The organism is Vreelandella subterranea, assembly GCF_900111305.1.
GTDB classification, from domain to species: Bacteria; Pseudomonadota; Gammaproteobacteria; order Pseudomonadales; family Halomonadaceae; genus Vreelandella; species Vreelandella subterranea.
Genome location: NZ_FOGS01000012.1, coordinates 36,551 through 51,766 on the forward strand (window position 1 = coordinate 36,551; position 15,216 = coordinate 51,766).

The 15,216-nt window shown below is 58.8% G+C and carries 15 protein-coding genes; 14 read left to right on the forward strand and 1 reads right to left on the reverse strand.

The annotated features are described in order from the left end of the window. The first annotated feature begins 68 nt into the window (after positions 1–68). From BMX75_RS15490 to nth, 11 genes are all read left to right on the forward strand, one after another. Positions 69–1,250 (forward strand): 1-acyl-sn-glycerol-3-phosphate acyltransferase, encoded by a 1,182-nt coding sequence (locus tag BMX75_RS15490; RefSeq protein ID WP_066320438.1) that lies wholly within the window; start codon positions 69–71, stop codon positions 1,248–1,250. 98 nt (positions 1,251–1,348) lie between these two features. Beyond that, the gene (locus BMX75_RS15495) at positions 1,349–1,630 is read left to right on the forward strand and encodes a hypothetical protein (protein ID WP_066320437.1); all 282 of its coding nucleotides are present in this window, start codon (positions 1,349–1,351) and stop codon (positions 1,628–1,630) included. 66 nt (positions 1,631–1,696) lie between these two features. Further along, entirely contained in the window at positions 1,697–3,733 is a 2,037-nt protein-coding gene (gene metG, locus BMX75_RS15500) for a methionine--tRNA ligase (RefSeq protein WP_092829449.1), read from the forward strand. A gap of 92 nt (positions 3,734–3,825) precedes the next feature. After that, complete coding sequence (locus tag BMX75_RS15505; protein ID WP_092829451.1) at positions 3,826–5,427, forward strand: sensor domain-containing diguanylate cyclase; 1,602 nt, start codon at positions 3,826–3,828, stop codon at positions 5,425–5,427. After that, positions 5,424–6,005, forward strand: a complete 582-nt coding sequence (gene rsxA, locus BMX75_RS15510) for an electron transport complex subunit RsxA (protein WP_066320431.1) — start codon at positions 5,424–5,426, stop codon at positions 6,003–6,005. Before BMX75_RS15505 ends, rsxA begins: the two co-directional genes overlap by 4 nt. A 9-nt stretch (positions 6,006–6,014) precedes the next feature. Further along, positions 6,015–6,623, forward strand: a complete 609-nt coding sequence (rsxB, locus tag BMX75_RS15515; RefSeq protein WP_092829453.1) for an electron transport complex subunit RsxB — start codon at positions 6,015–6,017, stop codon at positions 6,621–6,623. Beyond that, positions 6,607–8,259, forward strand: coding sequence for an electron transport complex subunit RsxC (rsxC, locus tag BMX75_RS15520; RefSeq protein ID WP_092829455.1), 1,653 nt, complete (start codon positions 6,607–6,609; stop codon positions 8,257–8,259). Before rsxB ends, rsxC begins: the two co-directional genes overlap by 17 nt. Then, positions 8,256–9,293, forward strand: coding sequence for an RnfABCDGE type electron transport complex subunit D (locus BMX75_RS15525; protein WP_092829457.1), 1,038 nt, complete (start codon positions 8,256–8,258; stop codon positions 9,291–9,293). Before rsxC ends, BMX75_RS15525 begins: the two co-directional genes overlap by 4 nt. Then, entirely contained in the window at positions 9,290–9,928 is a 639-nt protein-coding gene (gene rsxG / locus BMX75_RS15530; RefSeq protein WP_092829459.1) for an electron transport complex subunit RsxG, read from the forward strand. The genes BMX75_RS15525 and rsxG overlap by 4 nt, the downstream gene beginning before the upstream one ends. Next, complete coding sequence (locus BMX75_RS15535; protein ID WP_092829461.1) at positions 9,925–10,626, forward strand: electron transport complex subunit E; 702 nt, start codon at positions 9,925–9,927, stop codon at positions 10,624–10,626. Before rsxG ends, BMX75_RS15535 begins: the two co-directional genes overlap by 4 nt. Before the next feature lie 15 nt (positions 10,627–10,641). Continuing rightward, positions 10,642–11,280 (forward strand): endonuclease III, encoded by a 639-nt coding sequence (nth, locus tag BMX75_RS15540; RefSeq protein WP_092829463.1) that lies wholly within the window; start codon positions 10,642–10,644, stop codon positions 11,278–11,280. Here the strand turns inward: nth and BMX75_RS15545 are convergent, their stop codons facing one another. Next, the gene (locus BMX75_RS15545; protein ID WP_092829465.1) at positions 11,281–12,372 is read right to left on the reverse strand and encodes a tRNA-queuosine alpha-mannosyltransferase domain-containing protein; all 1,092 of its coding nucleotides are present in this window, start codon (positions 12,370–12,372) and stop codon (positions 11,281–11,283) included. 202 nt (positions 12,373–12,574) lie between these two features. On the opposite strand from BMX75_RS15545, the gene BMX75_RS15550 reads away from it, so the two are divergent. Genes BMX75_RS15550 through BMX75_RS15560 form a run of 3 tightly spaced genes read left to right on the forward strand, consistent with a single transcriptional unit; the run spans position 12,575 to position 15,215 of the window. After that, positions 12,575–12,949, forward strand: a complete 375-nt coding sequence (locus BMX75_RS15550) for a response regulator transcription factor (RefSeq protein ID WP_092829467.1) — start codon at positions 12,575–12,577, stop codon at positions 12,947–12,949. Then, entirely contained in the window at positions 12,946–15,009 is a 2,064-nt protein-coding gene (locus tag BMX75_RS15555; protein ID WP_092829469.1) for a 3'-5' exonuclease, read from the forward strand. The genes BMX75_RS15550 and BMX75_RS15555 overlap by 4 nt, the downstream gene beginning before the upstream one ends. Further along, positions 15,006–15,215 (forward strand): hypothetical protein, encoded by a 210-nt coding sequence (locus tag BMX75_RS15560; RefSeq protein WP_092829471.1) that lies wholly within the window; start codon positions 15,006–15,008, stop codon positions 15,213–15,215. Before BMX75_RS15555 ends, BMX75_RS15560 begins: the two co-directional genes overlap by 4 nt. Position 15,216: the final 1 nt, after the last annotated feature.

Sequence of the window (15,216 nt, forward strand, 5' to 3'; positions counted from 1 at the left end):
AGTGCCGTTACACGGTCAACGGCCATTGCTCACACATTTGATTTTATTGAAGAAATCTTACGGATCGCATGACACATCACAATAACGCTTCGACTGACCCGATGCCCTCAGACCCTTGGGCGGATATTCGTCCTTATATGGATCATGAAGTGGCGGACGTGCTCGCCAAGCTTTCGCGGGATAACGAGCTGCTGAATGCGCTTACCCGCTTTCGGCTACCCCGCCTGGCGCGCTGGGCACCGCCGCTGGCGCGTGCCATCGCCAGTCACGCGGTGCGCCGGGAAGTCAAGGACGTCACCAGCGTGCGTGAATTCCAGATGCGCATTGCCAGCTATATGGTGCGCATGATTCGCACTACCACCGATGCCTTCGAGGTGACGGGGCTGGACAAGCTCGACCCCGCCAGCGCCTATTTATTTATCGGTAATCATCGGGATATTTCGCTGGACCCGGCTTTCGTCAACTATGCCCTTTACCAGGCAGACCGAGACACTGTACGTATTGCGATTGGCGACAACTTATTGAAAAAGCCCTATGTCACTGACCTCATGCGGCTCAACAAAAGCTTTATCGTCCCCCGCAGCGCACGCGGCAAACGCGCCATGCTGGCCGCTTACCAGAAGCTCTCGGCCTATATCCGCCATTCGGTTACCGAAGATCAACACTCGATCTGGATGGCGCAGCGGGAAGGTCGGGCCAAGAACGGTATCGACCGGACCGATCCTGCGATTATCAAGATGCTGACCATCGCCAGTCGTACCAGCAACCGTGACGTTCAATTTGGCGATGCCATTGCCGAGCTCAAGCTTGTGCCCGTGTCGATCAGTTACGAGTACGACCCTTGCGATCTGCAAAAAGCCCAGGAACTTCACGATATCGACACCAAGGGCCACTACGCGAAAAGCGAATTCGAAGACATCAGTTCCATTGTGGCGGGCATCACCGGCACCAAGGGCCGTGTTCAACTGCGCTTCGGCACGCCTGTGGGGGCCGATATGGCCACACCTGATGAAGTCGCTGCTGAGATTGACCGCCAGGTGATTGGCGGTTACCGGCTTTTCCCCAGCCATTACCTGGCACTTGAAGCCCTGGGAGACGCCCCCGAGCTGGTGGCCCGTCGCACCATTACCCGGGAAGACAGGGATCGCTTCAACGAGCGGCTGGCAAGCGTACCGGAAGCCCTGCGCCCCTACTGGCTGGCACAATATGCCAACCCGGTAAAACACAAGGCCGGACGTTTGACCCACTAAGATCACACGCCATGCTCATTGGCTGAAAAAATGCTATTGTCGGGATAGTTAGTGGTCTCGCTCGACGCCCTGCTCGTCGCGATTTAAAGGAGAACCCCATGTCCGCTTCAGAAATTCAGAAAACACGTATCATCAATGAGCTACGCGGCTTTATCCGCAAGCTGCTGCAAGACCCCAAGATTCTTGAGCAGTCACTGGCCATCGCCCGGGAAGAGTTGGTTGAAGGCAACAGTCCTGCCGTCATGGCGCGCATTGCCAACCAAATATCGGATACCACCAGCGTGCATATCCCGGAAGACCCCGCCGAACATTCAGAAGCGGATAAATTGTTTCTAGAGCTCCTGCGCGAAGTGGTTCAAGAGGAACAGGCACTCTATTAGTCAGTCGCCTGAATCACCTCGCTGTTATATCTTTTTGTTAATGCCTGATCGGGATCTTCGTTCATCATGTCAACTACCTCCTCGCGCCGCATTCTGGTTACCAGCGCGCTACCTTACGCCAATGGCGCTATCCATCTGGGCCATTTGCTTGAATATATCCAAACCGACATTTGGGTGCGCTTTCAGAAAAGTCGTGGTCAGGAATGCTATTACGTCTGTGCCGACGATGCGCACGGCACCGCAATCATGCTGCGTGCCGAGCAGGAGGGCATTTCCCCTGAAGCCTTAATCGACCGGGTGTCACACGACCACCAAGCCGACTTTGCCCGTTTCGGCGTAGCCTTTGATAACTACCACTCCACGCATTCCGATGAAAACCGCCATTACAGCGAACTGATCTATCAACGCTTACGCGATAAAGGCCATATCGCCACGCGGGAAATCGAGCAGATGTTCGACCCGCAAAAGGGGCTGTTTCTCGCCGACCGGTTTATTAAAGGCACCTGCCCCAAATGCGGCGCGGACGATCAGTACGGTGACAACTGCGAAAAATGCGGTGCCACCTATACGCCAGCCGAGTTGATAAATCCGGTCTCGGCGATTTCCGGGGCCACGCCCGAAGTCCGCAGCTCCACGCACTACTTCTTCAAGCTGCCGGACTTTGCCGATTTCCTGCAGCGCTGGATTAACGACGGCCATGTGCAGCCGCAGATCCGCAACAAGCTGATGGAATGGTTTGAATCGGGCTTTAACGAGTGGGACATCTCCCGCGACGCCCCCTATTTCGGTTTTGAAATTCCCGATGCCCCCGGCAAATACTTTTACGTATGGCTGGACGCGCCGATCGGTTACCTGGCGAGCTTCAAGAACCTCTGCGAGCGTGAGGGCATTGACTTCGATAGCTACTGGGAAAAAGATTCGGACGCCGAGATCTATCACTTTATCGGCAAGGATATTGTCTATTTCCATGCGCTGTTCTGGCCGGCGATGCTCGAGGGCGCAGACCTGCGAACGCCCACCGCCGTTAACTGCCACGGTTTTGTCACCGTGGACGGCGCCAAGATGTCGAAGTCACGGGGGACCTTTATCAAGGCGGCCACCTACGCCGACTACCTGAACCCTGAATACCTGCGCTACTACTTCGCCGCCAAGCTGACGTCAAAGGTCGATGACCTTGACCTGAACCTCGACGACTTTGCCGCCCGGGTTAACGCCGATCTGGTGGGCAAAGTGGTCAACATTGCCAGCCGTTGCGCCGGTTTTGTCAAAAAGCTGGGGGGCGGTCGCTTGTCAGGCCATTGCAGCGAGCCGCAAATGGTCGCCCGCTTTATTGCTGCTGGCGAAAGCATTGCCCAGGACTTTGAAGCGCGCGAATTCAGCCGCGCGATGCGCCACATCATGGAACTGGCCGACGAGGCCAATACCTATATTGCTGAAAAAGAGCCCTGGGTGCTCGCCAAGCAGGAAGGCCGCGATGCCGAGGTGCTCGACATCTGTTCGGTGGGTATCAACCTGTTCCGTCAACTGATGGTTTACCTTGCACCGGTCGTTCCCAGCATGGCCGAGCAGGCCAGAGTCTTCCTGAATGTCGAGTCACTGGACTGGGAGAGCCGTCAAACGGTGCTTGTCGACCATGACATCAACAAATTCAAACCCCTCATGCAGCGCATCGAGCGCGACAAGATCGACGCCATGATCGATGCCTCAAAGGAGGATATCGTGGAAGAGCAAAAGCTTAAGGAAACCCCCAAAGGCCCCTTGACAGACGACCCCATCGCGGCGGAAATCAGTTTCGATGAGTTTGCCAAGGTTGACCTGCGCATCGCGCGGATCGCTAGCGCTCAATACGTCGAGGGCGCGGACAAACTGCTTCAACTGACGCTCGACCTGGGCGGCGAAACACGCAATGTCTTTTCGGGTATCCGCTCCGCCTATTCCCCGGAAGCGCTGGAAGGCCGCCTAACCGTCATGGTCGCCAACCTCGCCCCGCGCAAAATGCGCTTTGGTGTATCAGAAGGCATGGTGCTGGCGTCGGCCAATCAAGATGGCATCTATCTTCTCTCGCCGGACTCTGGTGCGGAACCGGGTCAGCGGGTCACCTAACTAGGTATCGTGCAGTTAAAGGGGCAAGGCACTAGCCTTCGCCCCTTTTTTATAAGCGCTTATTTAATACCCATACACTTTTGGTTCGCTCTATGCATCTGCATATTCCACGCTCTTTGCGTTTCCGCTTTTTCGCTGCTCTTGGCGGATTACTTATCTGTGCAATCGTTGCGTTGGCCGCTATCAGTGCATTGGTCATCTTTCCGGTATTGCAGGCTGAAGAACGTGGGGCCGTAAAACGAGAATTAGATCGCGTTGAGCGCAGCTTTCAGCTTGAACAGCAGCAGCTTCTTGCCCAGGTACGTGACTGGGCTCATTGGGATGATACCTATCAGTTTGTCCAGGGCGACTACCCTCGTTACAAAGACGTCAACTTCAGTCAAGAAATGTTCGAGGATATGCGCTATCAGTTGATGGCGTTTTTCAATAAGGCGGGAGAAGTATACTTTTTAGCCGGTATTAACCCGACGACTGGAAATTACCAAACATGTACCACCCCTAACGATGAGTGCGCCTGGATGGAGTCGTGGGTTAACCGCATGCAGGCAGCCATTGAAGAGGATAAAGCAGATCAAAGCGCTATCTACGCTGACCAGGAGCCTGTAATGGTGAGCTCCACCCCCATTTTGCGTACCGATAGAAGTGGCTCACCGGCGGGATGGCTATTTAAGACACGCAACTTGGACGACGAATGGCTGAGCTTCATGGAAGAATACACGGGGCTACCTATCAACCTGAGCCTTATCCAGGGGGCAGCCTCAAGCAGTGATGCTTTCAGCTTCTCTGGCAACACCGTTCACGCCGAACGTTACTTACCCATCTATAGCCCACTTACCCCCGCTTCATTAGGAATAGGCATAGAGCTCAATCGCACCAGCTATTTAACTAATTTGACCACCTTTCGCTATGTGCTGTTGTGGACGGCTGTCCTAATGGTTCTGGTCATTGCCGTGGTCCTACTGCTGCTTGAGAAAATTGTACTTAAGCCGTTGCGCTTACTCACCCAATTTACTCAGCAGCTGGATATACACGAGACGGATGTACACAAGCTCACCAGACGAAACGACGAAATAGGCTTGCTGTCACGAGCATTTCAGGAGCATCTTACCTGCCAGCAGCAACTCAATGAGGAACTTTTGACACTCTCCACCCATGATGCATTGACCGGACTACCCAATCGGCGGCTGTTTGACCAGCGCCTTGAAACTGCCTTTAACGAAGCCGATGCCACTTCAGGTTCGCTTGCCGTGATGATGCTGGATATTGATCACTTCAAACTCTACAATGACCATTACGGGCATCCCGAAGGGGACGTTTGCTTGCAACGTATTGCCGACGCCATGCACAGCCTCGCCCAAACGAGAGACTTTTTCATTGCCCGTACCGGCGGAGAAGAATTCTGCGCCCTACTCCCCCACACCTCGCCCGATAAGGCCAGGGACATCGGGGAACAGCTCTCGGCGGCGATCGACGACTTACAGATTCCCCATTCAACCTCGCCAGTTAAACCGTTCGTCACAATAAGCGCTGGCATTGCCATGCTCCAAGACGCTAAATCCCAATCGCCGAGTGCGGTGGTCAGTTGCGCCGACCAGGCCCTCTATCTTGCAAAGGAAGCCGGTCGACATCAGGTTGTATTATTTAGACAGCCGCTAGCCAGCACCGAGATTTCTCCGCACAATACGTCACCATGAATGAACTCTTTGTGATCTTGGTCAGCACGGCACTGGTCAACAACTTCGTGCTGGTGCAGTTTCTTGGTTTATGTCCGTTTATGGGTGTTTCCAATAAACTTGAATCAGCGATGGGCATGTCGCTGGCCACCACCTTTGTACTGACCCTGGCCTCCGCCGCCAGTTTCGTGGTCTACCATGGCCTGCTGGTGCCCCTGAACGTTACCTATTTACGCACCATCAGCTTTATCGTGGTGATTGCCGCCGTGGTCCAGTTCACCGACATTATGGTGCGCCAGCTAAGTCCCTTGCTGCACCGTGTGCTGGGTATTTTTTTACCCTTGATCACCACCAACTGCGCGGTACTTGGCGTTGCCCTGCTGTCGCTTAATCGTGATCTGAGTTTTATTGCCACCACCCTTTATGGGCTGGGCGCCGCGGTCGGGTTTTCCCTGGTGCTGGTACTCTTTGCCGCCATGCGTGAACGCCTCGCCGCCGCGGATACACCCAGGCCTTTCAAGGGGGCTGCCATCGCCATGATCACGGCCAGTTTGATGTCACTTGCCTTCATGGGCTTTTCTGGCCTGGTCCAAGGATAGGTGCCGTCAATGAGTGATGCCTTTTCGATCATCAGCCTGCTCAGCGCTGTCGCTGTGCTCACCGCGCTAGGCGTGGGGTTTGGTGCCCTGCTGGGCGCCGTTAGCGAGCGCTTCAAGGGGGATGAATCCAGCCTGGTCGAGCAGATCGATACCCTGCTGCCGCAGACGCAGTGCGGGCAGTGTGGCTATCCTGGCTGCCGCCCCTACGCCGAAGCCATCAACCAGGGTGATGCCATCAACAAGTGCCCGCCCGGCGGCGACGCCACCATTACTGCCCTCGCCGATCTGTTGGGCCGCACACCCGAACCGCTGGATGGTGAAGCGCCAAGTGAGGATCTGGTGGCCTTCATCCGCGAGGATGAGTGCATTGGCTGTACCAAATGTATCCAGGCCTGCCCGGTGGACGCGATCATTGGCGCCGCGAAACAGATGCACACCGTTATCGAAGATGAGTGTACAGGCTGCGATCTATGCCTTGAGCCTTGCCCGGTCGATTGCATTGACATGCTGCCGCGGAGCACACCGTTGGCCCAATGGCAGCCCGTCACCTATCCCCACCAGATGATTGCCAGCGACCGCCGCGCGTCAATGGAGATGCCTCATGGCACGCACCTTTGAGTTTCATGGCGGCGTCTATCCGCCCGAACGCAAACAGCGCTCCCAGGGTCCGGTGCGCCACGCAATGTTGCCCGGTCGCGTCGTGCTGCACTTGGACCAGCATGCCGGTCGCCCTGCCTTCGCGACCGTCGCCGTGGGGGATAGCGTCAAGGTCGGCACACCAATCGCCCGGTGCGACGGCATGATCTCAGCCGCTTTGCATGCCAGCATCAGCGGCCAGGTCACCCAGGTGGATCGCCATACCATCACCATCGACAGCGACGGCCTAGATGCCTGGCAACGCTTGACGCCGCTTGAATGGCGTACTGCAAGCGCTGAGGAACGGCTGACGCGCCTGGAACACAGCGGGGTGGTAGGGCTTGGCGGCGCGGGCTTTCCTACCCATATCAAGGCGCGCGTTAGCGAGCGCCAGCGTATCGATACCCTGGTGGTCAACGCTGCCGAATGTGAACCCTATATCACCGTGGATGACCTTACGCTGCGGCAATACACCTCGGATGTGCTGGAAGGCGCCCAGCTCATCGCCTCGCTTTGTGGCGCCAAGCAGATCGTGGTCGGCATTGAAGATAACAAGCCCGAGGCGATAAGCGCCCTGCGTCAAGCGATGGCAGAAAGCCAACCGCTCAGCGTTACCGTCAGCGTCATCGCCACCCGTTACCCCAGCGGGGGCGAGCGTCAATTGATTAAGACGCTGCTCGACCGCGACGTGCCCGACAAGGGGCTGCCCGCTGACATAGGTGTGCTCTGCCAAAACCCCGGCACCCTGCTGGCAGCCTTGCGCTCGGTTCGCGATGGCGAACCGCTGGTTGAACGACTGGTGACCCTGACCGGTGAGGCCATCGCCGACCCGGGCAATCGTTGGGTGCGGATCGGCACGCCCATGGCCGCCCTGCTCGACGAGGCGGGCCTGAATCGCGCAGCGCTTCATCAACTGATCGAGGGCGGCCCCATGATGGGCACGCCGCTTGCCGACCTTGAAGGCGTGGTGACCAAAACCACCAACTGCTTGATTGCTGCCACGCGCAAGGAACTACCGCCTGCGCCGCCCGAATCGCCCTGCATCCGTTGCGGCGCGTGTGAAGAGGCCTGCCCGGCCAATTTATTGCCTCAGCAGCTGCATTGGTACGCGCGTGCCAAGGACGATGCCAAGCTGGCGCACTACCGGCTGTTCGACTGCATCGAGTGCAATGCCTGTAGCTACGTTTGCCCGAGCCATATCCCCCTGGTCGCCGATTATCGCCACGCTAAAACCCGGCTCCGCCACCAGCAGTTGGAAACCGCCAAGGCTGAACATGCCAAGCACCGCTTTGAGTGGCGCCAGGCGCGGCTCGACCGCGAGGAAGCAGAAAAGCAGGCGCGCCGACAGGCACGCCTTGCCAGGCAGTCGACTCAGCAGACCGATTCTCAGGGCGCCTCACCTCAAGCCGACCTGCGCAGTTTGCGGATCGCCCAAACCGCCGCCAAAGCCGCCGTCAGGAAGGCCGAGAAAAACCTTGCGCGGGCCGCCCAGCAAGACCCGCAACAGTCCCATGACGACCTCGAGACTCAACTGGCCACTGCCAAGGAAAATCTGCAGGCAGCCGAGGCACGCCTCGCCGAGGCTCGTAGCGCAGGCGAACCCCAAGAGACCCCATAAGTATGCTGCACGCGTCCCAGGTAGACGACCAACCCCGCTTAACGACAATGCCCAGCACCGGGGGCATCATGCGCTGGGTGATCATGGCCACCCTGCCCGGCCTTGCCACCATGACGTTTTTTTTCGGCCTGGGCGTGGTCAGCAATGTCGTCATCGCCGCCGCTTTCGGGCTGGGCCTGGAAGCCCTTGTCTTGCGGCTGCGTCAGCGCAATTGGCGGCCGCTCAATGATGCCAGCGCGCTGCTCACTGGCGTACTGCTCGGCGCATCGTTACCCCCGGCCAGCCCCTGGTGGCTGATCGGTATCGGCATGGTCGCGGCCATCGTGGTCGCCAAGCACCTTTACGGCGGGCTGGGACACAACCCCTTCAATCCCGCCATGGTGGGCTATGCCCTGTTACTGGTGTCGTTTCCCACCTACATGACCCTATGGCCAACGCCCCAGTCGCTATGGCCCGCTACGCTTGGCAGCCAAATCATGGGTAGCATTTCGCTGGAGCAGATCGACAGTTTAAGCGGCGCCACACCGCTGGACGCGTTCAAGCATAAAGCCGATGAGGTAACCGCCAGCCAATTCTGGGCTAACCCGCCGCTACCCCGTGGCACCCTCACTGCCTGGCAGTGGATCTCGGCAGCCTGGGCAGTCGGCGGTGCACTGCTGCTTGCCAGACGCCTGATCAGTTGGCATATCCCCGTGGCCATGCTTGGCAGCATGACGGCCATTGCCACACTGCTTTACTGGTTGAATCCCGATGACGCCGCCTCGCCCTGGCTGCACCTGGTTACCGGCGCGACCCTGTTTGGCGCATTTTTCATTGCCACCGACCCGGTGTCCGCGGCCACCAGCCAGCGCGGCAAACTGATCTACGGCGCGGGGATCGGCCTGCTTGTCATCGTGATTCGCACCTGGGGCGGCTACCCCGATGCGGTGGCCTTTGCCGTGCTGCTGATGAACCTGTGCGTACCCTTGCTGGATATTTACACGGTGCCCGCCGCGACGGACCCGCAATCCGCCACTGGCAGAACACGCCCATGAGTACACTGAACGCCATGCAGCGCGGTGCGCTGACGTTAGGCCTGTTTGCCTTGATCACGGCGGGCAGTATCGCCTCGCTGCGAGCATTGACGGCCGAGCAGATCGACGCACACCAGCAAGCCTATGAGCAACGCCAGCGCCAGGCCGTTCTGCCCGAGGCGCTGACCCAGCAGGCAACGGTATCGCCCATTTCGCTGCCCGACGCTGACCTGCTTGGCTACCCCGACGGGACGACCGGCTGGCAAGTGGCCAACGACCAGCAACGTGCCGTCGTATTGCCGGTCGTCACCCGGCGCGGCTATAACGGCGACATCCACCTACTTGTGGGTCTCGACGAGCAACAGCGTATCAGTGGAGTTCGCGTTACCCGGCATCAGGAAACCCCAGGCCTCGGCGACGACATCGAGCGTCGCCGTAGCGATTGGATCACTCACTTCGATGGCTTACGCCTGGACTCGCTAGCCGCCGAAGACTGGGCGGTACGAAAGGATGGCGGTCATTTTGATGCCTTTACCGGCGCCACCATTACACCCCGCGCAGTGGTCGATGCTGTACACAGTGCCCTACAATATGCAGCCAGCCATCCACCCCTTGAAAACACCCACAAGCGGCAGGCAGAGGAGCCAGAGCGATGAGCCAACTTGGCCAGCTTTCGCGTGACGGACTGTGGTCAAACAACCCGGCGCTGGTCCAACTGCTGGGGCTATGTCCGTTATTGGCGGTCAGCGCCAGCGTGGTCAACGCGTTGGGGCTGGCCATTGCCACCCTGGTCGTCATGGTCGGCGCCAGCACCACGGTATCGCTGATTCGTCATCAGGTACCCAGCGCCGTCCGCCTGCCTGCCTTCGTGATGATTATTGCCGCCTTTGTCACCTGTGCTGAGCTCCTCATGGCCGCCTACGCCTACCCGCTTTACCAGGTGCTGGGGATTTTTATTCCGCTGATTGTGACCAACTGCGCCATTCTGGGCCGGGCCGAGGCCTTTGCCTCGCGCCAGCCAGTATTACCTGCCGCCATTGATGGCCTGATGATGGGGCTCGGTTTTGGCGCTGTACTGGTGGTGTTAGGGGCATTACGCGAGCTGCTGGGCCAGGGGACGCTGTTCAGGGAAATGACGCTGTTGTTCGGCCCGATGGCCGACGGCTGGCGATTGACATTGGTCGACGACTATCAGTTTCTGTTTTTCGTGCTTCCCCCCGGCGCGTTTTTCGTCGCTGGGCTGCTGATCGCGCTGAAAAACAGCATTGACCAACGCCTTGAGGCAACTTCACAGCCCAAGACCGTTACACCCCGTGAACAGCGCCGCGTCCGCGTCACCGGTACGATTAAATAACCCAGAGACTGACCCATGAATGCCCAAAAGCGTCATGAAATTTTCGCCCGATTGCAGGCAGAAAACCCTCACCCAACGACTGAACTCAACTGGCATACGCCTTTTGAGTTGCTCGCCGCGGTACTACTCTCCGCTCAGGCCACCGATGTCGGTGTCAACAAGGCAACGGCCCGCCTGTTTCCAGTCGCCAATACCCCGCAGGGTATTATCGATCTGGGTATCGATGGCCTGAAAACCCACATCAAGACCATCGGCTTGTACAACACCAAGGCCGAAAACCTGATGAAAACCTGCCATCAACTGGTTGAAAAGCATAATGGTGAAGTGCCCCAAACCCGCACCGAGCTCGAGGCCTTGCCTGGCGTGGGACGTAAGACGGCCAACGTCATTTTGAATACGGCCTTCGGCCAACCGACCATGGCGGTGGATACCCACATTTTCCGGGTCGCCAACCGAACGGGCATTGCCAAGGGTAAAAACGTCGTCGAAGTAGAGCAAAAGCTATTGCGCCACGTCCCCAAGGATTTTCTGCAGGATGCCCACCACTGGCTGATCCTGCACGGCCGTTATACGTGCATTGCCCGCAAGCCGCGATGCGGCAGCTGCATCATTGAAGATTTATGCGACTATAAAGACAAAACCGAGATTGCTTGATCAATCCAGCACGCCTTCCGTCAGCAGGGACGAATAGGCCGCCTGCCATGCTGGCCACTCCCATTGGGCCGTATTCAACGGCTCGGGCTGGTCTGTCGGTGTGGTGAGCCAGCGGTACAACTGATCGTATAGCCCACCTCGAGTGCCATCGTAACGATAGGCCTTGGGGTAAAGCGCCGGGAAGCAAAGGCGGTCAGGTACCAACGGTCGCGCCCCCCGCTGGGCCGCCTCCATGATCGCCAGCCCTTGAAATTCATGCCAGGTAGTCGACACCACGATACCGGCTTTATCCAGCTCAGCCCGATAGCGCCCTTCCGGCAGCGGCCCCCAGGCGGTGATATGTGACGCAAGACGCTGCTCGGCCTCGGCAAAAATCGGCGGGACATGACGAAAGCGCTGCCCCACCACCGCAAGCTCGAAGGCCACCCCCTGGCCGCTCAGTTCAAAAAGCACTTCGAAAAAGTCCTCGGGGTTCTTGTCGTACTCCCAGCGGTGGTTCCACAGAATCCGCCGGGGATGACGCTGGCCGTGATGCCTGCCATCAAGGGGCATGATCGGGACAGGCAGTACTCTGGCGCGTTTGCGCAGCGCTTCAAGGGGTTTTACTGCTGGCAGATTCTCGGGCATTTTTTTCAAAAAGGCCCGGGCGCCATCGACGAAGGAATCGCGGTTATAGGCGGTATTAAAAATCACTGTGTCAGCCGCCAGGGCCGCATACAGATTGACCATTTTGCTTTCCACCGAAGAGTGCTGCGCCTCCGACGCAGGGTAGGCAAACTGGTTCTCATGGAAATAGATGATCTTGTGTGCCTGGCCAAGCGAAGGGAACAAACCGATTAACGTTGCCAGGTCCACCATTGAGGTTACCAGCACCACATCATACGGCCGACTCAGCGTTTCGTGCTCTTTAAACAGCCAGGTCAATGGGTTACCGCGAACGCGCCAGAGGAAATGGCGCGCTGGCAAGCGCAGTTGCGTCCACTCGACAGACTCGACGTGACGAATGACACTGTCAGCCCAGTAACGATGGCTGACAGCATCATAGGCGGATAGCAGTAAAACCCGCTTCCGGCGATTCAAGGGAGCGTTCATTAGGGTCTCGTTGAGAAGCGTGGGGGCAATTGTGTAATAACCGGGCGTTGCTTGTCATCACAGCCGCAGACTACCTATTGATAACCCACAGTGATCGCTTTGTTACCAAGGTCGTCTTGGCGCAGCAGGCTTGCCTACCTACACTCTGGCTAATAATGGGGCAATAAGACGGCCCCAACACCTTTAATCCAGGGAGAGCACAATGGCCAGAGTGCTTGTGGTCGATGACGAACCCAATATCCTCATCTCGCTTGAGTTTCTGATGCAGCAAGGGGGCTTCGAGGTCTTGACGGCAGAAGACGGCGAGCAAGCGCTTGCGCATGTGCAACAAAGCAAGCCGGATCTCATCTTGCTGGACATCAGCTTGCCGGGTATCAGCGGGTTCGATGTACTGGAGCAGTTACGCCAGGCCCCCGACACCGCAACACTCCCCATCATTATGCTGACCGCCCATGGCCGCGAGGTGGAGCGGGAAAAGGGCATGGCGCTGGGGGCCGATGATTACATCACCAAGCCCTTCTCTACCCAGTCGCTGGTCGAAAAAGTCAACGCACTGCTAGAGGAAAATTCCCCATGACAAAAGGCGGGCTGCCTAAACGCCAGCGACTGATTGGCCTGTGGCTTCTGCTTAGCGGCGTCAGCCTGCTGGGCGGAGCTATTTTTGCTGCGTGGCTGGATGCCCAACTGGCGCCAAGTGGGGCGACACGGGTCGCCTTATGGCTGGGCAGTTTCGCTGGTGGCGTCACGCTTTTCCTTTCGGGGTTGCTGCTTGAACGCATGCTGTTTACCCCGCTGCGTCATTTACAGGTCCAACTGGCACGCCTGGTGGCCAACCCTGATGCCCGCGATGAGTACCCGCCGGAAGGGTGGCTGAAAGGCTTGGGGCCAGACCTGCAGCGGGTTCGCGAGAGCTGGCGGGACGATCGCAGCCGACTGGCCACGGCACACACGGAGGGCGCACGCAGCGCCGCCAAGATTCGCCAGGAGCTTGAAACCTTGCTGCAGGTACTCGAGACGCCGCTGCTGCTGTGTGACCATCATCGCCGTGTCATGCTGTTCAATCAGGCCGCCGAGGATTTTTTTGTCGACCATACCGGCCTCGGCCTGGGCAAGCGTCTCGAAGCGCTTATCCCGGTCGCCAGCTTGCAGCAGGCGATCCGTCAGCTACCCGGCGACGGGGCTCCCCGGGAGCTACTGGCCCCCTGCGAGAACCGCTGGCTCAAGGTCATTTTACGTCGCGTTCCCGGCAGCGAAGGCGAAACGCTGTTGACGTTCAGCGACGCCACCGCCTCCTGGTCGAGCGAAATGGGCGTTAGAGCGGAGCTCGCCGGCATGCTGACGCCGCTGCGCCAGCATACCGCCAGCCTGACCAGTGCCGCCGACGCGCTGATTCAGCTCAGGCATCAGGACGACGTCGACACCTCGGCGCTGCGCCAGCGGTTCGAGCGCGTCATCCAGGAAGAAGGCGCCACCCTGGGCGATAACGTCGCCAGGATCGGTCAGCTTCTGGATGACATGCAGCATCAGGGGGAACGCCTGACGCCCATGTGGTCCAACGATTTCTGGCAGGCGCTGGACGAGCGCCTCGACCCCGAGCACCGCCTGATAACCCCGGTGGGTATGCCCGCCTGGTTCAAGGGCGACGCGCCGGCACTGATCGCGCTGTTCGATTCGCTGGTCAAGCACCTCAATGCGCACCTGCCCGACAGCGGCTTCGAGGGCGAAATGTGCCTGGGCAACAAGCGCGTCTACCTGGACCTTATCTGGCACGGCAAGGCGCTGCCGGAACACGAGCTGGCCGAATGGCGGCAGCAGACGCTGCCGTCGCTGCCCCTAAGCCCGAGCGTCGCCGATGTGCTTCGCCAGCACGCCAGCGATATTTGGAGCCTGGGGGACGCAAACGGCACCCATGCCCGTTTGCGCCTTCCGCTACCCGCCATGGAGCGTGTAGGCGCCCCGCGGGAAACCGCTCCGCCGCGCCCTGAATTCCATGACTTCGGCATTGCCGACCTGCCGCCGCCCGACGAAGCCCTTGCCAGTCGTTCGCTGCGCAGCCTTGAGATCGTCGCCTTTGATACCGAAACCACCGGGCTTGAACTGCGTCGCGGCGACACGGTGATCAGTCTCGGTGCCTGCCGCGTGGTGAATGCAAAGCTGTTGGCAAGCGATGTCTTCGACCAGAAGGTCGATCCCAAACGGCCTATTCCGCTGGCCAGCACCGCCATCCACGGTCTTACCGATGCCGATGTGGCCGGTGCACCGCCGCTGGACATCGTCTTGTCCCGCTTTCGCGACTACGTGGGCGACGCCGTCATGCTGGCCCATAACGCCGCCTTTGACTTGCTGGCCATCAGCCATAAAGGTGTGACGTTCGACATCCCGGTAATCGATACCCTGCTGATTTCGCGCGCCCTGGACGAAGCGCTGGATGGCCACGATCTGGACAGCCTTGCCCAACGTTATGACCTGGCGTTTCCACCGGGCACGCGCCACACGGCACTTGGCGATGCACGCGTCACCGCCGAGCTATGGTTGGCGCTGCTGCCGCGGCTGGAGGCAAGGGGTATCAATACCCTGGAGCAGCTGCTTGCCCTCCAGACCAATGCCTTTGACCGAGAGGATGCCAGCGCCACATGAAATCGTCAGGCCTCAAATCACGTAAAACCGAACGGCTGATGGCCCTGGTGGCCATTGCACTGCTGCTGTTCTGCCCGCCCATGATCCTGGTGGTCGACCGCATCTCTGCTTCTCACATCGGCTGGCTGCCGCTGTACCTGTTCAGTGCCTGGGCGATCGTGATCGGCCTGGCGGCGTGGCTCATGGAACACCGTGCGGGCCGCTGAC